An 18,952-nucleotide genomic window follows, 5' to 3' on the forward strand; every position below is an offset into this window, starting at 1 on the left:
AGCTACACGGGATCGGCCAACTTCACCGGCACCGGCAATGCGCTCGCCAACACGATCACCGGCGGTGCCGGCAACGATGTGCTGAATGGCGGGGCAGGTGCCGATAGCTTGATCGGCGGGGCGGGCGACGACACCTATATTATCGACAATGCCGGCGACAGCGTTGCCGAGAACGCCGCCGCGGGAACCGACACGGTTCGCACGACCCTGGCAAGCTATACGCTTGGCGCCCATGTCGAGAACCTCACCTATATCGGAGCGGCAGCCTTTGCCGGGACCGGCAACGCGCTGAACAATGTCCTGACCGGTGGGGCAGCTGCGGACCATCTCAGCGGTGGCGACGGCAACGACACATTGCTCGGTGGTGCTGGTTCCGACACGATGTCAGGCGGGACGGGTGACGACATTTATGTCGTCGATATTGCGACCGACCTTGTGATCGAGAATGCGAACGAGGGGACAGACACGGTCCAGACCGCGCTTTCAAGCCATACGATCGGTAACAATGTCGAGAACCTGACCTACACGGGATCGGCAAACTTCACCGGCACCGGCAATGCTCTCGCCAACACGATCACCGGCGGCGCCGGCAACGACATACTGGATGGTGGCGCCGGCAATGACACGCTGATCGGTGGCGCTGGCAACGACATCTATGTGGTCGACAATGCGAGTGACGTTGTCGCCGAGAACGCCGCTGCGGGGACCGACACCGTGCGGACGACACTGGCGAGCTACACGCTTGGCAGTGATGTCGAGAACCTTACCTATATCGGAACGACGAACTTTGTCGGCACCGGGAACGCGCTGGACAACCTAATCGTCGGCGGTAGCGGGACCGACACCCTTGCCGGTGGCGCCGGCAATGACATCCTCGTTGGTGGCGACGCGGCAGACTTGTTCGTTTATTTGCCGAACTGGGGCCACGACACGATCATAGACTTCATGGCAACCGGCACGGCGCACGACACGATCAGCATCGATCACAACATTTTCGCCGACTGGGAATCGCTTTTTGCTGCATCCAGTCAGTATGGCAACGATACAATCGTTACGGCCGATATCGACAACACCATAGTGTTGAGGAACGTAGCCTTGACGAGCCTAGACTCGGGAGATTTCCTTTTTGCGTGAACCCAATCGGACCTCCTGGTAAACCCCCCGGGGGGAGATCGGGCATGCTGCGGCGGAGCGGATGACGGCGATTTGTGGAGGAGATGAGAGGTGTGCGTAAGATGCGCGAAAAACTACGAGTATGATCAGTATGCTCCCATTGATGAAGATTGACTTTTGTGGCGAGAACACCCAATGAGGCGTAACTAATCCTTTCCGCGCGAGTCCGACATGGCAACTGTGCGGTCGTAGACAAAGAAGCCGGGAAGCTTCCGGTCATGCCACGGGCGCGCGAGCAAATATGGGCAGTTTTCCAAAAATATTCGTAGCCGGTCATACTGGTATGGTCGGCTCGGCGATCGTACGGCGCCTGGTCGCCGAAGGGCATCCGCCCGATTCCGTCATTACCGCAAGGCATCAAGACCTTGATTTGATAGAGCAGTTGGACGTTCGTCGGTTTTTCGAAAAGGAGCGCCCTGATCAGGTCTACCTTGCAGCGGCGAAGGTGGGCGGCATATACGCAAACAACACCTATCCGGTTGACTTTATCTACGACAACCTGATGATTGAATTGAATGTCATGGAGGCTGCGTTCCGGACCGGCGTCCGGAAGCTGCTGCTGCTCGGATCAAGTTGTATTTACCCGAAGCTTTCCGACCAGCCGATCAAGGAAGATGCGCTTCTTACAGGTCCGCTCGAGCCGACCAATGAACCTTATGCAATTGCCAAGATTGCCGGCATCAAACTTTGCGAGAGCTACAATCGCCAGTATGGCGATACTCACCGTGTAGACTACCGCGCTGTGATGCCCAGCAATTTATATGGTGTCGGAGATTCATATCATCCCCAGAATTCGCATGTCATTCCGGCGCTCCTGCGGCGCTTTCACGAAGCCAAAACCAGCGGCGCGTCCAGCGTGGTGATTTGGGGCAGCGGGATACCACTGCGGGAATTTCTCTACGTCGACGACATGGCCGCCGCCAGCGTGCATATCATGAATTTGCCGGCGGAACGCTACAACGCCCTGAAGCCAAAAGGCCAGACCCATATCAACGTAGGATATGGTAGCGACGTGACCATCCGCGAGCTTGCGGCGACTATCGGCGATCTTGTCGGCTTCCGCGGGAAGATAGAATTCGATACCTCCAAACCGGACGGAACGCCTCGAAAGCTCATGGACAGCGGGATGGCGAGAGAACTCGGATGGTCGCCGTCAACCGATCTGAAGGAAGGTCTCAAATTTGCCTATGAAGATTTCCTGTCTCGGGAGAACGTCGCATAATGTCTAAAGTCGCTCTCATAACCGGCGTCACCGGTCAGGACGGTTCCTATCTGGCGGAATTTCTCCTCGAGAAAGGATATACCGTTCACGGAATCAAGCGACGCATGAGTTCGTTCAACACGCAACGCGTCGATCATATTTACCAGGATCCACACAGCAAGAATATGTTGTTCAAGCTGCATTACGGGGATCTGACGGATACAAGCAATCTCATCCGCATCATGCAAGAAACGCAGCCGGACGAGGTCTACAATCTCGGCGCCCAGAGCCATGTTGCCGTAAGCTTCGAGAGCCCGGAATATACAGGCGATACCGACGCACTCGGAACACTCCGCCTGCTGGAAGCCATACGCATACTGGGATTTGAAAAGAAAACGCGATTTTATCAGGCGAGTACGAGCGAACTCTACGGCCTTGTACAAGAAACCCCTCAGAAGGAAACTACGCCATTCTATCCGCGTAGTCCCTACGCGGTTGCGAAGCTCTATGCTTACTGGATCACCATCAACTATCGCGAAGCCTACGGCTTATACGCGTGCAATGGAATCCTATTCAATCATGAGAGCCCTCGTCGTGGCGAAACGTTTGTGACGAGAAAAATCACGCGTGGTCTTTCCAATATCGCGCAAGGTCTTGAAGATTGCCTGTACATGGGCAATCTCGATGCGTTGCGTGATTGGGGTCACGCCAAAGACTATGTTCGCATGCAATGGATGATGCTTCAGCAGGATCAGCCGCGGGATTTCGTAATCGCGAGCGGCAAACAATACAGCGTACGTCAGTTCATCCAATGGGCTGCAGAGGATCTCGGAATCACCCTTCGCTTCGAGGGAGAGGGCTTAAATGAACGAGGGATCGTTGAGACCGTCACAGGCGACAAGGCTCATGGCGTGAAACCCGGCTCCGTAGTCGTACAGATCGATCCTCGCTATTTTCGTCCGGCCGAAGTCGAAACACTTCTCGGAGATCCTACGAAGGCCCGCGAACTGCTCGGCTGGGTCCCGGAAATTTCCGCGAGAGAAATGTGCCGGGAAATGGTGATACATGATTTGGGGCATGCACAGAGACATGCCTTGCTTAAACAGCATGGCTTCGATGTTAACGTAAGTGCCGAGTGATTGCGGGCGAATACGATCGCATGGGGAAAGAACTCTTGATAAAATTCGCTATTGTTGGCTGCGGGCGCATTGCCAAAAGACATTCCGAACTGTTGGGCCTGTCACAGATAAAAGGTGCGACGCTCGCTGCGGTTTGCGATGTTGCAGAGGAAAGAGCGAGGGAGTTTGGTGAACGATTCGGCGTTCCCTACTATCGGTCGATCGATGAGATGCTTCAGAACACTGAGGTGGATGTCGTATCGATATTGACGCCAAGCGGCATGCATGCAGAACACGTCATTACGGCAGCAAAATATAAACGACATATCGTTGTCGAAAAGCCAATGGCTCTGACTCTGACCGATGCTGAGGCGATGATCAAGGCTTGCGACGAGAATAATATTCGATTGTTCGTCGTCAAACAAAACCGTTTCAATGTCCCGGTCGTGAAGGCGCGCGAAGCTCTTGATGCGGGCCGCTTCGGTAAGCTCGTGCTCGGGACGGTTAGGGTACGATGGTGCCGCGATCAGAGTTACTATGATCAGGATAACTGGCGCGGTACCTGGCAATATGACGGCGGTGTCCTTGCCAATCAGGCAAGTCATCATATCGACATGTTAACTTGGTTCATGGGTGATGTCGAAAGTGTTCACGCGCGGGCGGCGACAGCGTTGGTGGATATCGAGGCGGAAGACACTGCCGTAGCCACACTGAAGTTCCGCAACGGTGCTCTCGGCATTATAGAAGCCACCGCAGCAACGCGACCCAAGGACATTGAAGGATCGATTTCGATACTTGGAGCTGGGGGCTCTGTTGAGATTGCGGGCTTTGCGGTGAACAAGATCCGCACCTGGCAGTTCGGCGACCATGACTTAGGCGATGAGCAAGTTATGGAGAAGTACTCTGTTAATCCTCCGAACGTTTATGGTTTTGGTCATCAGGCTTATTACGAACACGTCGTCGATTGCCTAGTGAATGATACAAAAGCGCTCGTGGATGGTCATGAGGGCCGCCAGAGTCTTGAGCTGATCTCGGCGCTTTACGAATCAATCGCTTCCAATCAGGAAGTGAAATTGCCTTTGGAAGTGAAACATTCGAAACTGGGACGATCTTCCCAGTGACCGACGGCTCCCCCACGCTTTGGAAGGCGCAGGTCAGAGACGTCGTTTGCGGCGCTCGGGTGAAAATAGTTGAGCCGGCAAATGTCTATGAATGCGAACTTGCGGATGATTGTTTCGTCGGTCCGTTCGTCGAAATCCAGAAGGGCGTGAAGATTGGGCCGCGCACAAAGATACAGTCACACAGTTTCATATGCGAACTTGTGGAGATTGGTGAGGATTGTTTCATCGGACATGGGGTTGTTTTTGTGAACGACCTTTTTTCGGGAGGTGGGCCTGCGCGGGGAAATCGCGCGCTCTGGAAGGAGACCCGGATCGGCAACCGAGTTTCGATCGGCTCAAACGCTACGGTCCTGGCAGTTCGGATATGCGACGATGTTGTCATCGGCGCAGGCGCGGTTGTAACCCGGGATATCACCATTTCTGGCACCTATGCCGGCAACCCCGCCCGGCCTTTACCTCGTTCGGCAAGGAATGAGGTTTAAGGTCGTCGTTGGTGGACAACGTCGGTACATGCCCTTGGCTTTGCAGCTCTCGCCGTCAGCCCGCCGATGGAAGGGGTGTTGGCCTCAGCCTTTCGCGAAGGGTTGTTTCAGCGTTGAGCCGATGCTTGGCCGAATGTTATTTTTAGTTGGCGCATATGGCGGCGCCGGCGCACACGGAAATCATCGCAATTTACCGAGAGCAGGTTTCATGAAAGTTCCTTTCGCTGATCTTCATCTCCAATATCTCTCGCTAAAGGAGGAGATCGATGCTGCAATTGCTTCAGTCATCCGGTCTTCCTCGTTTATCAGGGGGCCATTCGTTCAGAAGTTCGAGGAGGAATTTGCCGCCGCCGTCGGCGCCCCTTATTGCATCTCATGTGCGAATGGAACGGACTCACTCTTCATCGCCATGCGCGCGCTAGGCGTCGGACCTGGGGATGAAGTTATTACGACTGCCCATTCGTGGATTTCAACTACCGAGACCATTTCACAGGCCGGCGGCAATGTTGTCTTCTGCGACACCGACGCTTCGACATACACCATCGATCCTGTTCAAATCGAAGCGAAGATCACGCCTCGAACGGTTGGCATCATCCCGGTTCATCTCTATGGCCAACCGGCCGATATGACTGCGATCATGGCGATCGCCCGGAAGCACGGTCTCTGGGTCATAGAGGATTGTGCTCAATCCCATCTGGCTGAGATTGATGGGCAGGTCGTCGGGAGCTTCGGGGATGTCGCTTCCTATTCTTTCTACCCGGGAAAGAACCTTGGCGCGATGGGCGATGCAGGCGCAATTACCTGCAAGGACAAATCACTTGCCGATCGGATGGCAATGTTTGCGCGGCATGGCGGGCTTTCAAAGGGCGACCACCAGATCGAAGGCATAAATAGCCGCCTCGACGGACTGCAGGCCGCGATCCTGTCGGTGAAGCTGCCGCGTCTGCCTGAATGGACTGCAAAGCGGCAGGAATGGGCGAGACGATATGCGCGCGCCCTCGAGGATATTGGTCGGCTGGAACTGCCTGAAACGGCAGCCGGGCGAAATCACGTCTATCACCTGTTTGTGATCAAGCACGAGCGGCGCGATGCCCTGGCCGCCCACCTCAATCATGCCGGCATCCAAACCGTGGTCAACTATCCAATATCGCTGCCGTTCCTGCCGGCTTACGAACGCCTTGGCCATCGGCCGGAAGATTTTCCCAACGCCTTTGGAAATCAATCCAAGATTCTTTCAATTCCGATTTTCCCTGAAATGACAGAAGCTCAACTCCTGTACGTCGCAGATACGATCAGGGGATTCGCCGAGTGAGTGATGAACGCCCGGAGAGCCATGGAAGGCGCAGCAATCTTCTTGGAAACTCAGGCTGGAATTTTGCAGGTTTCCTTTTTACGCTGGTTGCTAACCTTGCCACGGTGCCGTTCGTCGTACGCTGGATTGGACTGCAGGCGCTGGGAAGCGCAGGCGTAGTGATCGCTATCGCAGCTCCCGTGACGCTGATCGGCACCGTGCTCGGGCAGGCCGTTGTCAGGGAAATTTCCGCGCGGATTGGACGTGGCGAGGAGCATGCCGCCGCCCGTATCGCTATCGTGGGAATGAAAATCTGCCTGATCGCTTCGGCGGTGGCGTGGCTAGGGATCGTGCTTGCCGGTCCATGGATCATGACCGGCATCGCCGGTGCGTCTCTTCCATCACAGAATCTCACCGTCTCCTTCCTCATTGTCGCAACCGGCACAATGGCGCAGCAGGTCTCGTTTGTCCTGCAAGGTATTTGCGTGGGAAAGCAAAGTTTTCGATTGGTGGCCAAAGCATCAGCGTGGAGTTCATTCGCAACCATCATCATGACCTTGGGATGCACGTGGTCCTTTCCAGTGCTGAATGGCTATTTGCTCGGATTTGCTGGAAGTCTTGTATTGTCGACTGCAGGATGGATATGGGTTACATCCTCGGAATTCCGTGAGAGCGGCAGATTGATCTCATCGTCTCCCGACGAACTGAAATCATTGCTTCATTTTGGTAAATGGCAAAGCCTCTCTCAGCTTGCGGGAATCTTTGGCAACCAGATTGACCGCTACGTTTTGGCTTCGCTCGCGCCGTCTGCCGTTGTCGGCCAATACAACGTGTGCAATCGCGTCCAGGAGGCCGCTTACATCGCGGTCATACGTATCTGTGAAGTCCTGTTTCCTCGATTTGGCAACATGTCGAACAGCCGCGAAGAGGAGCGGCATGATTTCTTTATGCTCGCCTCATGGGGCAATTCGGCTTTCGGAGCCATCGTACTCTCGCCAATCGCGGTTCTCTCCAGGCCGCTGTTGACGGTTTGGGTCGGCGAAGAAACCGCTGCAGGCGGCACACATCTGCTCCAGATACTCATTCTCGGCGGCATCGTCGGGTGCGGTTCGAATGTATTCCAGTATTACGCCATGGGAATGGGCAGAAACGCACCGGCTGCATATACTTCGCTTGCGTATTCGGTGATGACGGTTGTTTTTTCTTTCGTTTCCATTTGGTGTTTCGGTCCATACGCTGCTGGAGCAGGCTTGCTTGCTGCCAGCCTTGTAAGAGTACCTCTCGCGCTTTTGGTGACTCGCAATTGCTTCTTTCGCACTTTCAGCGCGGAGCAAATGTTTGCCTGTACAGTTGCTCCTATCTTGGTTGGCATCTGCATAGTTGTCGGATCTTTAGGCCTGAATTTCACCTGGATTAATGGCTGGCTGTCCCTCGCTTTCGCGTATGTCTGTTCTGTCTGCGTTGTCTCCGCCGCGATCGCAGCCGTGGCGATGACGACGAAAACCGGGAGCATTATCTTGTCCCGTATCTATGGGTCCGTTAGAACGGCTTTGTCCGCGAGACGCCTGATTGGATGGAATAACCATCTTGTGAAACGCAAGAGAGGGTTTTGAGTGATCACTGTGGTAGACTATGGCGTCGGGAATATCGGCGCAATTACCAATATGGCGGAGTATCTGGGGATCGATGCTCGGCCAAGCGGTGATCCCAAGGAGATCGAAAGTGCCGCGAAGCTCATTCTTCCAGGGGTCGGTGCGTTTGACAAAGCAATGGCCACGTTGAGAAACAGAAAATTAGTCGATCCACTGAATCACGCGGTGCGCGAACGGAGGGTTCCTGTTCTCGGCATATGTCTCGGTATGCAGCTGTTGGCGCGATCCAGCGAGGAAGGCTCGGAAACTGGACTTGGCTGGATAAATGCGGATGTGAAGCGCATCAGGCTGCCGGCAACATCATCCCTTAAGGTTCCTCATATCGGCTGGCTTGAGATAAGGCCGCGCCGAGAAAGCGCTCTGTTCGACAGGTCCAACCGGCGGGAGCGCTTTTATTTCGACCACAGCTATTTTGTCGATTGCGATGATCCGAATGACGTTACTGCCGTCATCGACTACGGCGAGGAGCTATGTTGCGCAGTGAGTTCGAACAATGTCAGCGGCGTGCAATTTCATCCTGAAAAAAGCCACCGCTTCGGGATGCGGGTTCTTGAAGCATTCGGAAAGCTTTGATGAGAAAAAGGCTTATACCCGTCCTGCTGGTCGATCAGAAGCGTCGGCTGGTGAAAACGATAGAGTTTGGTGAGCGCACCTACGTCGGCGATCCCTTCAATGTTGTTCGCCTGTTCAACGAAAAGGAAGTCGACGAGATCTGCATTCTCGATATCGACGCCACGCGTACGGGGCGAGGTCCTGACCTCGGCTTCGTTCGCGAACTCGCAACCGAATGTTTCATGCCTTTGGCATATGGCGGCGGCATCACCGAGCTTAAGCAGTGCGAGGAACTTAACCGCTCCGGCGTCGAGAAGTTTGTACTCGGTCAAGGCGCGCGGAATTCGCAACTGGTGGGAGCGATCGCTGCCGATATGGGCAGCCAGGCTCTGGTTGCCTGTGTCGACGTTGACGGTCGCGGCGCGGCGGCGAGCTGCTACGCTTCAAGCGGTGCGAGGCAAGAGCCGATAGAATTCTGCCTGAGGTTGCAGGATGCCGGCGTTGGCGAAATAATTCTTCAGTCGAAAACTCTCGACGGCACCCGCAACGGATATGATCTTGAGTTGATCCAGTCGATTACCCGAAAGCTGAGCATTCCGGTCGTTGCCTTGGGTGGCGCCGGAAACGTCGCCCACTTGATGGAAGGCCTTCATGCCGGCGCTTCCGCCGCGGCCTCGGGGAGCGCCTTCACCTTTATCGGTCGGCTAAGGGCAGTTCTTATAAGCTACCCTGCACCAGAAATTTTGGAGGAAGCGGAGCAAGGTGCTCATGGATAACGCGTCGCGAGTTTGCTCATTTTGCGTCATGGACAATTCCAACCCGTCGATCGTGTTTGACGCAAACGGCCAATGTAACTGCTGTCGGGATGCGCTGAATCGCAAGCCGCACGAGTGGTGGACCGGCCCCGAAGGCGACATACGAATGCGGCGATTGATCGCCACATTGAAGGAAGAAGGCGCAGGTAAGCCATACGACGCAATGGTCGGGCTTAGCGGTGGAATTGACAGCGCGTTTCTTGCGCATCTCGCCGCCCGAAAGCATGGTCTTCGTCTTTTGGCGGTCCATGTCGACGGCGGTTGGAATTCCGAGCCCGCCGTCCACAATATTGAAATTCTTGTCCGAAAACTCGATCTCGACCTTCACACATATGTAATCGAGTGGCAGGAGATGCGCGATCTGCAGATTGCGTTCATGAAGGCTTCTGTCCTCAATCAGGACATCCCGCAAGATCATGCATTCTTTTCCACCCTCTATAGGACAGCAGCTAAATTCGGCATTCGTCACTTCCTCAGCGGCGTAAACTTCGCGTCAGAATCGGTGATACCCCGCGGCTTTGGCTATCCGTCGATTGACGGAACGCATGCGAGCGCGATTCAAAAACGCTTCGGCTCCTTGAAGCTCACGACCTATCCCTTCATGAGCCCTCTTGAGTATATTTGGCTTACCCGCGTCCGCCGGCAACTCACCATTCACCGTCCGCTCAACTACATCGACTACAATAAAGAAGAGGCGCGCACTGAGCTTCAGCGCGAATATGGGTGGCGTGACTACGGCGGCAAACACAGTGAATCTAGATTCACCAAATTCTACCAGGATATCTATCTTCCGAGAAAATTTAACTTTGACAAAAGACGGCTTCATCTTTCAAGTTTGATTGTTGCCGGACAAATGACACGGGAGGAGGCGCTGCGCGAAATTTCAACGCCCATCATCTCCGTTCAGGATGCCCGCAGGGAAGCAAAGTTCGTGGCCAAAAAACTTGGATTGAAGCCGGAAGAGCTCCAATCGTATATCGAGGCACCGCCAGTACCGCACAGTAATTTTCCGAACGGCATGTGGCTTCATAAAGCGCTTTTGCGCCTGCGTAAGGTGACTCGAATTTTGCTGCCGTCACGTAGCGCAACCGTAGAGGCAGCTGATGTCGACTAGCCTCGTCTTCGCAATGGCTGTCACACTGTCGGTGGGCTTCTACATTTGGAAGGTGGGTATCAATCTGACGCTTTCGTCAGTATTTTTAGGCCTCATGCTCACGTTTCATGGCCCTATGTATCTATATTACACTCGAGTATGGGGTCCTCAGACCAAGTTCTTCGAGACAATCATGTCTGCTGCCCCCTATAATGATGCTATAGGCGCGCTGGATCTCTCACTTGCCATTTCAATTGTCTGCATTACTCTCGGTATAGGGTTGGCGGATTTCGTGTTTGGCATTAGTCATCAGCAGATCCAGGCTGCCCTGCATTCCTGGCGTACTCGGCCTGTCCGCATATCTGAAGGCGTCGCTGAACGCGTCGAGGTTATTTCAATAGTCGGACTCCTTATCATTTTGGCGGTTGTTGTGTTAGAAAACAACATACCCAAAATTATCGTCTACTTTATTTCGGATGCAAGTGAGGTCGCGAAAATTGCGATGCGACGAGAGTCGGGTGGAAGCCGCTTTTACCTTTTCAATCTCCTGGTCTCCAATGTGCTTCCGTTCTGTGCCTTTTGCTGCTTTATTGCAATAAGACAGCGGTCAATGAAACTGAGAGCGATCGCTTGGGCTTTTATAATCGCCGTTATGGTGGCCAAGGCCTCAACTCTGAGCAAGGCACCACTGGCGATATTTATACTGCAGTTGCTAGTCGTTGAACATCTTAGAAAATCTTTAGATTTGCCGTTAGGGATGGCGATCAGGTTTATTCTGTTCGGCGTACTTCTGTTCGGAGCGGTGGTACTTATTGCCATTCGTGAATTACACGGTGTCGGCGACGCACTCGATTTTCTCTTTTACCGGATATTCATGATCCCGAATGAGAGCTTGCTCGAGTATTATACTGCAATTCCGAGCGTTATCCCGTACAGCTGGGGCAGTAAGTCCAGTTGGCTGATCAGCTTTCTAGCGGGAGAACCCAATGAGCCAACTTATCTACTGGTCGGCGCCGTCCATAGGGGCGTGGAAGGTTCCACATCGACAGCATTGTTCATCGCGGATGCTTGGGCCGACTTCTCTTGGATTGGCGTTCTTCTGTTTTCACTCTTTGCCGGCTTCTTTATTCGTTTGCTAGATATCGAACTTTTCGTAAAGCGAGGAAAGACCGTCGCAACAATTGGGGGGCTGGCTCTCGGCCACTATGGAATATTCGTGATGCTTTCAACCGCTCTTCAAACCGCGATGTTGACGGGTGGTTTAATTTTGATTGTTCCACTAGTAGTAGCGCTATCTAGTTCGCTGAAGTGGGTGCCAGATAACAACAATGGCGGGCGAGAACAGCTTGTCACGGCCGGATAGATATAGAAGTCCTAGATGCGCGTCTTTCAAAATTCCGGGGTATATGCGGCTTACTTGCAGCGGCTCAACATGCTCGCAGGCGGTGCGAGAAGTTTTTCAGATCGATTGGCACTTTTTCTGGACGATCGCTATGGCGCTTGTCACATATTAAAACCGGCGATGGATATGTCGCCAGACTTCTTTTTTACGAATGGCGATGACGAGATACTCCAAAGATACTGGGCGGTAGAAAACGGCTTGCCCGCTTCCTCCGACATGGAAAAAATTTTGTTGAGCCAGATCGAACATCATCGCACCGAGGTATTCTATAATTTAGATCCAATGCGATACGGAAACGATTTTGTCCGTAAACTTCCTGGCAGCGTGCGGAAGTCAATCATGTGGCGAGCGGCACCTTCGGGCAACGCCGACTTTGGCGCTTATGATTTGATAGTCTGCAACTTTCCTCTCATACTGGAAGGTTATAGGAAGCTTGGCTGGCGCGCTGAATATTTTACACCGGCCCATGATCCTGCAATGGATAGCTATGCCGAAAACCGAAATCGACCAATCGATGTGCTTTTCGTCGGGGGATATAGTCGTCACCACCGTCGCCGTGCAGAGATACTGGAAGCGGTTTCTGCCATTCGAAAAGATTTCGAAGTTTACTACCATCTTGACCGGTCACGACTGACTAGGCTCGCGGAAAGCCCAATCGGCTGGCTTTTGCCGCTTGGGAAGCACAGACGTCCAACGAGTATTCGTGCAGTATCCCGTACTCCACTCTTCGGACGCGAGCTTTATGAAGCGATTTCGAAGTCGAAAATCGTTCTAAACGGCGCTGTCGATATGGCGGGCACGGATAGGGGAAATATGCGATGCTGGGAATCGTTGGGGTGTGGCGCACTGATGGTGTCGGACGCCGGCGTTTATCCCGAGGGGATGGTAGATAATGTCAGCGTCGTTACCTATGAAGATGCTGTGTCGGCACAGCAGAAAATCGTAAAACTGCTTCGGGAACCGGAGCGTCTTCAGACGTTGGCTAAGGAAGGAACTCGTACTGTACGGACGGCATACAGCAAGCATGCTCAATGGCTTAATTTCCAACGGCTGGCTGGTAGCGCATGAAGCTTAGCCTGACCACGATCGCAAACATGGCGGCGGGATGGTTGGCTCGCAAGCGGAGCAAATTTGTCGTTGGGAGTGGTAGCAATGTCCGGTGGCTGGCATTGCGATCCGTTCGCGGAGGCAATGTGAAGATCGGCGAGAACTGTATCATCAATTGCAATATCAGCTTCGATGATCCCCGCGGCCGCATCAGCATTGGCGATCGCTGCTATATTGGTGCCAGTCACCTGGTATGCCATTCCGGAATTGCGATTGGAAACGATGTCATCATCTCATGGGGAGTGACAATCGTGGATCATGATTCTCATTCTCTCGACTGGGAATTGCGCAAGAACGATGTGACCGATTGGGGCTTAGGAAAGAAGGATTGGACCGGGGTTTCCATCAAGCCAGTGTTTATTCAAAACAAGGTGTGGATTGGTTTTGGCGCGAGTATCCTGAAGGGGGTGACAGTCGGCGACGGGGCAGTTATTGGAGCCCATGCTGTTGTCACGCGCGATGTCCCCCCTTACACCGTCGTCGCCGGTAACCCCGCTCGCATAATTCGGAATCTCAAGCCGACGCAAAAAGAGACAGAAGGTCAACCATGACGGCAACAAAGTTGGACACGTGGGAAGCAGCCGTCCAGTGGCTTCGGCAACAGCCTGACCAGCAAAAGCTGGTGCTCGATGCCTACTACGACGATCCGATTCTGCAGGCGGCCGAGCGGTATTGGCAGAGCGGCGAGTGGGGTGCCATTCGCGAATTTCTCCCGCAGGCGCCAGGAACTGCAGTCGATATCGGCGCCGGTCGTGGTATTGCCAGCTATGCTCTGGCCAAGGAAGGTTTCGCAGTAACGGCACTGGAGCCTGACGCGAGCGACCTCGTGGGTGCTGGTGCAATTCGTGCCCTCTTCAATGAAGTTCATCTTCCCATTTCGATCGCCGAGGAGTTTTCCGAAAAGCTCCCATTCTCCGACAATGCCTTCGATGTGGTCTTTGCCAGAGCCGTTCTGCATCACACCTCCGATCTGTCGGCCGCGTGTCGTGAATTCTTTCGAGTGCTCAAGCCTGGCGGGCGCTTCATCGCAGTTCGCGAACATGTGATATCGAGCGAACGCGATTTGCCGATCTTTCTGGATCGCCATCCCCTGCACAAACTCTATGGAGGGGAAAACGCCTTTCTTCTGAAGGAGTATCAGAACTCTATTGTTTCGGCCGGTTTCAAGATGGACAAGCTCCTTATGCCGCTGGAGAGCGAGATCAACTTCGCCCCCTACACTCCAGCGGAGTTGAAGGCGCAGATTGCCATGCGATTGCCGCTCTTCGCAAGAGCCGCTCCAGCGCTTTTGAGTTTTCGGTCAGTCTGGACGATCTTCTCGCATATCGCAGCAAAATTCGATCGGCGGCCAGGCCGGCTATATTCGTTCGTCGCCACGCGGCCCCAATAAAGAAAAAGAATGGCTCGTATACTAATCACAGGTGCTCACGGATTTATCGGAAGATATCTGGCAAAGTCGCTTGCACTTGCCGGGAACTCCGTATTCGGCCTTGGGCACGGTACCTGGTCACCGCTTCATGCCCAGCGCTGGGGGCTAGTCTCTTGGCATAACGGCGAGGTCGATATCCCCAATCTTCGGTTGATTCAACAGCAGTTTGGGACGGCGGACATTGTGTACCATCTTGCGGGGGGCTCGTCGGTCGGAGCAGCAATCGCAAATCCTCGCGAAGATTTCCACCGCACGGTCAGCTCGACCATTGAACTGCTTGAATGGCTGAGACTGGAGGCCCCTAAAAGCAGCTTAGTGGCGGTTTCTAGCGCTGCTGTTTACGGGGCAGGCCACACAGGTCAGATAGCTGAGACGGCGAAACCCAACCCCTTCTCTCCCTACGGTCATCACAAGCATATAATGGAATCTCTCTGCATCTCCTATTGCGAGAGCTACGAGTTAAAGGTCGTGATCGGTCGTCTGTTTTCAGTTTATGGGGAGGGATTACGCAAGCAATTGCTCTGGGACGTTTGCTCCCAGCTCGAGGTTCATCCTGAGCGACTCCTCCTCGGTGGCAGTGGCAACGAGCTTAGAGACTGGACGGCGGTGACCGACGTCGTGCGCGCGCTGTCGCTTATCCACACCGAGGCGAACCCCTCGCCAAAAGTTATCAATATCGGCACCGGCCGCGGCACCAATGTTCGTGCGATCGTTGAAGGCATTGCCCAAGCATGGGCGGTCGATACCAATTTGGAAGCCAGGATTGAATTTTCGGGTAAAGCAAGAGCTGGCGACCCTCAAAGCCTGATAGCCCAATCCGAGCAGCTCGCAGCCCTCGGGTTCGAGTGGCAAAAGGATTTGATGGAAGGCCTCTCAGGCTATGTCAGGTGGTTTCGATCGGAATCCGGTGTGAGATCATGACCCGTATTGCCTTTACGATGATCGGCGGGAAAAACTGGACCGGCGGTTATAACTATCTGATAAATCTCGCTAGGCTGCTGTCCGCTGATCAGAGCAGAGCTCTTACACCCGTTATGTTCTTTGGAACCGACGTCGATGAAGAAGATATAACTCCATTTGCGGCTCTCAATTGCGTTGAGGTGGTCCGTAGCCCGCTCTTTAACAGATCCAGGAGCTTTAGATCTCTGCTCATCGGTCTTGTCACCGGCGCCGACTGGCGTGTGCGTAAGCTGTTTAGAACTCACCGGATAGATGTCGTATTTGAGGTGGCACAATTTTTTGGTTTCAATCTCGGCATCCCCGCTATTGCCTGGATCCCAGATTTCCAGCACCGCTTCCTCCCCCATCTCTTCAGTAAGCTTGGCTACTGGAAACGCGATATAGGGTTTAGAATTCAGGTCCTGGGAAAACGCGAGATCATGTTGAGCAGTGAAGACTCGCGAGTCTCATGCGAAGTTTTCTATCCGTCCTCCCGGGGGCGCACACACGTCGTCAGGTTTGCGGTGCCGCCCAAGGGAGTGATTGTTCCTGCGGCTGCTCGTGCTCTTGCCGACAAATATGGACTGCCTGAGCGGTATATCTTCCTTCCCAACCAGTTCTGGCAGCACAAGAACCATCTTCTTGTCGTGGAGGCATTGACGATCCTCCGTCGCCGCGGTCAAGACGTTACTGTCGTAGCATGTGGCAGCCAGTCTGATCCGCGCGACCCCTCTTATTTTCCGCGTGTGAAGGCTGCTATCGACAGTTCCGGTCTCTCCTCGAACTTCATTCTTCTCGGTCTTATCCCATATGGCGATCTTGCTCCACTCGCAACCGCTAGTATGGCCTTGCTGAATCCATCTCTCTTCGAAGGATGGAGCACGACAGTCGAAGAGGCCCTGTCGTGGGGCGTGCCGTTGATTTTGTCTGATTTGGACGTCAACAGGGAACAAGCGGGCGAAGCGGCCGTATTTTTCGATCGCCATGACGCGCAGGCGCTTGCAGACGCACTTGCTCCGGCAAATCTGCCTTCGCCGGATATTCTGTTCGAACGGGCGGCGAAGGCACAGGCCTTCGCTAATGAACGTGTCAACCGTTTCATCACTGATTTCCATGCGCTCGTTCAACGGGCTGCCACCAAACGCCGGTAGCAAACCACAGAAGAAGGCCGGGGGACCTCGCCTCTACCCACCAGCTACGAAAGTAAGTGTGAATGCGCGAACCGAAAATTTCAATCATCACCGTTGTCTTCAACAACGAAGCCACGATTGCTGATACGATCGAATCCGTTCGCGCTCAAAACTACCCAAATATGGAGTATATCGTCGTCGACGGACTCTCAAAGGACCGCACGCTTGATCGGATCAACGAACGCCGCGATGTTATCACGCGCCTGGTTTCCGAAGAGGACTTCGGCATCTATGATGCCATGAATAAAGGAATAAGTCTTGCGACCGGCGAAGTTATCGGCTTCATCAATGGGGATGACTTCTACATGCCGGGCGCTCTGGCAAAGGTCGCGGAGGCGTTCCGGGATCCGGCCTTGGAAGCATGTTACGGGGATCTCTGCTATGTTCGGCAAAATGATACCTCAACGATAGTGCGCGACTGGCGCTCTTCGCCTTTTGTACCTAAGGCTTTCGAAGAAGGCTGGTGCCCGCCTCATCCAACCTTCTTTGTTCGGCGCGAGGTCTACAAGCGCCTTGGGTCATTTGACCTCAGTTATAGGATTGCTGCTGACGTAGAATTAATGATGCGCTTTCTAGAACGCCACTGTATCAAGTCGAAATACCTGCCCGGCATTATGGTGAAGATGCGAATGGGCGGCACCACAAATCGCAGCTGGAAGAATATCCTGCAACAAAACAAAGAAATTCTACGTGCGCTTGAAACTCACGGGTTGAGAGCCAGCCCAGTACATTTCTTCTCTAGAAAGCTTATATCGCGGGGCATGCAGGTACTTCGTGCGGCCTTGCTTAAGGTGCGCTAACGCATTAGCCGTTCGACCGGCTACGGCGATTTCGCTGCTTGAGGTATGCGCTTTTAAGAAGGTTGACTAGAACGCCGATAACGAACCCGACAAAGAGACCTGCAGTCAGAATAGTTATCTTGGTCGGAGAGGCGGCATTTGATGGAGCGTAAATTGGAGAAAGCAGAGTTGCAGACTTGCTTAATTCTAGTTTACCCGTCAACTCGGCAATGTCCTTACGTAATGCGATCGCATCGTCGCGTGTCGCGAGATATATTGCCTGCTGCCATCCGGAATCCTGCGCCTCCTTCAGGAGCTTCGAATTTTCCACGAGTTGATCCTGCAGTGACCTGATTTGAGATTTCAGATGTTCCGAGCTGATGGACGCAACCAACGTCTGCTGTTCTTGAATCCCCCGCACGATCGCGGCGACGCATTGCCGTGCCAATTCAGCGGTTGGGGCGGTAAAGGAAATTTCGATGACGTCACTGGGAACTGATGGTGCCGTCACCCTCACATTTTGCGAAATCTGTTCGGCGGTTACCGGGCCGCCGTCGGAGCACGCGGAGACGGTCTGCTGATCGAAAGCTGATGGAGATCGCAGACGAAAAGTAACATGCTCACGAGGCTCCACAAGAGCGACTGCATCAGGGTCTAGTTGCGTTGGATTGGACGAAGACGCAAGCACGAGTTGTGCTGAGGCTTGATAAAAGGGTTGGCTACGCCACAGAAAAATGCCTGCTGATATAGCTCCAATGGAACAGCACAAAGCAATGGTGCCGATGCCCCTTCGTAGGAAGGAAACAACAGAAAAGAGATTAATTTCCTCGTCAAATGATCTCTGTTCCATCATCTCAGCTTTCAGAATCCACCGTAGGCTCAAAATTAGCAAAAAATTTCACAACAGCAGGCCTAAATGTCGCTTCAATCTTATTGGCCCTGCAATGTCAATCATGAAAAAATCACATCCAGCCCATATCGCGATGCCATGCTTCCTTAGGCCGTGACGAGGTCCGGAAGTTTGATCAAAAAGCTCTGGAACCTATCTCCGCCTAACTCGTCGTGCTGATCTTTTACAGGCTGCGGCACCCACCACGCTTTGTCACTCGCAGCAACTTTCGTCGACGTGGGCTCGCCGCCCCTAGGTGTCTTAAGCCGCGGTGTTGGTTTTGATGCCGGTGAAAGCCAGATCCGAGACCTCGCCCGTTGACGAATAGCCGGAAACAAGCTCCGCCAATATCGCACGTGCAGCGATCATATCGTTCCGATCCAATGCCGCATTGAGCGCGTTGAGCCTTTTCAAAAGCTCCGGCCACAACAGGAAATCCTCGCGCGCCTTCATAATCCGAGGATGTTCGGTTGTTTTCGGATTATCCCCGATCAGCAGTTCTTCATAGAGCTTCTCGCCGGGCCTCAGACCGGTGACGGACAGCTCGATATCGCCGTCGGGATTGTTGTCATCGCGGACGGCCAGCCCGGAGAGCTCGACCATCTTGCGGGCGAGATCGGCGATGCGGACGGGCTCCCCCATGTCGAGCAAGAAAACATCGCCGCCGTCGGCCATCGCGCCGGCCTGTATGACGAGCTGCGAGGCTTCCGAAATGGTCA

General features: G+C 53.8%; 19 protein-coding genes. 17 read left to right on the forward strand and 2 right to left on the reverse strand.

Features of this window, described 5'->3' with window-relative positions; all coding sequences use genetic code 11:
* The 17 genes from ACM5SV_RS36150 to ACM5SV_RS36230 all read left to right on the forward strand — a co-directional run.
* The coding region (locus ACM5SV_RS36150) for a calcium-binding protein (protein ID WP_419425522.1) at positions 1–1,134 on the forward strand (1,134 nt) is incomplete at its 5' end.
* Between the two features lie 280 nt (positions 1,135–1,414).
* Positions 1,415–2,395 carry a GDP-L-fucose synthase family protein gene (locus ACM5SV_RS36155; protein ID WP_222018355.1) on the forward strand — a complete coding sequence of 327 codons (981 nt, stop codon included), beginning with the start codon at positions 1,415–1,417 and terminating at the stop codon, positions 2,393–2,395.
* Positions 2,395–3,513 (forward strand): GDP-mannose 4,6-dehydratase, encoded by a 1,119-nt coding sequence (gene gmd, locus ACM5SV_RS36160; protein WP_222018356.1) that lies wholly within the window; start codon positions 2,395–2,397, stop codon positions 3,511–3,513. The genes ACM5SV_RS36155 and gmd overlap by 1 nt, the downstream gene beginning before the upstream one ends.
* A 20-nt stretch (positions 3,514–3,533) precedes the next feature.
* Positions 3,534–4,613, forward strand: coding sequence for a Gfo/Idh/MocA family protein (locus ACM5SV_RS36165; protein WP_222018357.1), 1,080 nt, complete (start codon positions 3,534–3,536; stop codon positions 4,611–4,613).
* Positions 4,610–5,095: an acyltransferase gene (locus ACM5SV_RS36170; RefSeq protein ID WP_039618020.1), complete on the forward strand. Its 486-nt coding sequence runs from the start codon at positions 4,610–4,612 to the stop codon at positions 5,093–5,095. Before ACM5SV_RS36165 ends, ACM5SV_RS36170 begins: the two co-directional genes overlap by 4 nt.
* Before the next feature lie 208 nt (positions 5,096–5,303).
* Positions 5,304–6,407, forward strand: a complete 1,104-nt coding sequence (locus ACM5SV_RS36175; protein ID WP_222018358.1) for a DegT/DnrJ/EryC1/StrS family aminotransferase — start codon at positions 5,304–5,306, stop codon at positions 6,405–6,407.
* Positions 6,404–7,999, forward strand: coding sequence for a lipopolysaccharide biosynthesis protein (locus tag ACM5SV_RS36180; protein ID WP_222018359.1), 1,596 nt, complete (start codon positions 6,404–6,406; stop codon positions 7,997–7,999). Before ACM5SV_RS36175 ends, ACM5SV_RS36180 begins: the two co-directional genes overlap by 4 nt.
* The gene (gene hisH, locus ACM5SV_RS36185; protein WP_086156032.1) at positions 8,000–8,611 is read left to right on the forward strand and encodes an imidazole glycerol phosphate synthase subunit HisH; all 612 of its coding nucleotides are present in this window, start codon (positions 8,000–8,002) and stop codon (positions 8,609–8,611) included.
* The gene (locus ACM5SV_RS36190) at positions 8,611–9,366 is read left to right on the forward strand and encodes a HisA/HisF-related TIM barrel protein (RefSeq protein ID WP_222288501.1); all 756 of its coding nucleotides are present in this window, start codon (positions 8,611–8,613) and stop codon (positions 9,364–9,366) included. The genes hisH and ACM5SV_RS36190 overlap by 1 nt, the downstream gene beginning before the upstream one ends.
* A complete protein-coding gene (locus tag ACM5SV_RS36195) occupies positions 9,359–10,519 on the forward strand; it encodes an N-acetyl sugar amidotransferase (RefSeq protein ID WP_130712465.1) in 1,161 nt (386 codons plus the stop codon). Before ACM5SV_RS36190 ends, ACM5SV_RS36195 begins: the two co-directional genes overlap by 8 nt.
* A gap of 172 nt (positions 10,520–10,691) precedes the next feature.
* Positions 10,692–11,861: an O-antigen polymerase gene (locus tag ACM5SV_RS36200; protein WP_260690487.1), complete on the forward strand. Its 1,170-nt coding sequence runs from the start codon at positions 10,692–10,694 to the stop codon at positions 11,859–11,861.
* Between the two features lie 15 nt (positions 11,862–11,876).
* Positions 11,877–12,968 carry a glycosyltransferase gene (locus ACM5SV_RS36205; protein ID WP_222018361.1) on the forward strand — a complete coding sequence of 364 codons (1,092 nt, stop codon included), beginning with the start codon at positions 11,877–11,879 and terminating at the stop codon, positions 12,966–12,968.
* On the forward strand, positions 12,965–13,558 hold the full coding sequence (locus ACM5SV_RS36210; protein WP_222018362.1) for an acyltransferase: 594 nt from the start codon (positions 12,965–12,967) through the stop codon (positions 13,556–13,558). Before ACM5SV_RS36205 ends, ACM5SV_RS36210 begins: the two co-directional genes overlap by 4 nt.
* Positions 13,555–14,397 carry a class I SAM-dependent methyltransferase gene (locus ACM5SV_RS36215; RefSeq protein ID WP_222018363.1) on the forward strand — a complete coding sequence of 281 codons (843 nt, stop codon included), beginning with the start codon at positions 13,555–13,557 and terminating at the stop codon, positions 14,395–14,397. Before ACM5SV_RS36210 ends, ACM5SV_RS36215 begins: the two co-directional genes overlap by 4 nt.
* A 9-nt stretch (positions 14,398–14,406) precedes the next feature.
* Entirely contained in the window at positions 14,407–15,357 is a 951-nt protein-coding gene (locus ACM5SV_RS36220; RefSeq protein ID WP_222018364.1) for an NAD-dependent epimerase/dehydratase family protein, read from the forward strand.
* Complete coding sequence (locus tag ACM5SV_RS36225; protein ID WP_222018365.1) at positions 15,354–16,526, forward strand: glycosyltransferase family 4 protein; 1,173 nt, start codon at positions 15,354–15,356, stop codon at positions 16,524–16,526. The genes ACM5SV_RS36220 and ACM5SV_RS36225 overlap by 4 nt, the downstream gene beginning before the upstream one ends.
* A 62-nt stretch (positions 16,527–16,588) precedes the next feature.
* Positions 16,589–17,365: a glycosyltransferase family 2 protein gene (locus tag ACM5SV_RS36230; protein ID WP_222018366.1), complete on the forward strand. Its 777-nt coding sequence runs from the start codon at positions 16,589–16,591 to the stop codon at positions 17,363–17,365.
* A 4-nt stretch (positions 17,366–17,369) separates the two neighbouring features.
* On the opposite strand, the gene ACM5SV_RS36235 is transcribed toward ACM5SV_RS36230, so the two are convergent.
* Together ACM5SV_RS36235 and ACM5SV_RS36240 are read right to left on the reverse strand one after the other, a co-directional pair.
* Positions 17,370–18,197, reverse strand: a complete 828-nt coding sequence (locus ACM5SV_RS36235) for a Wzz/FepE/Etk N-terminal domain-containing protein (protein ID WP_222018367.1) — start codon at positions 18,195–18,197, stop codon at positions 17,370–17,372.
* Positions 18,198–18,494: 297 nt separating this feature from the next.
* A partial coding sequence (locus ACM5SV_RS36240; protein ID WP_222018368.1) for a polysaccharide biosynthesis protein occupies positions 18,495–18,952 on the reverse strand: 458 nt, incomplete at its 5' end.

The organism is Rhizobium sp. CRRU65 (assembly GCF_048551595.1).
Lineage (GTDB): Bacteria > Pseudomonadota > Alphaproteobacteria > Rhizobiales > Rhizobiaceae > Rhizobium > Rhizobium leguminosarum_J.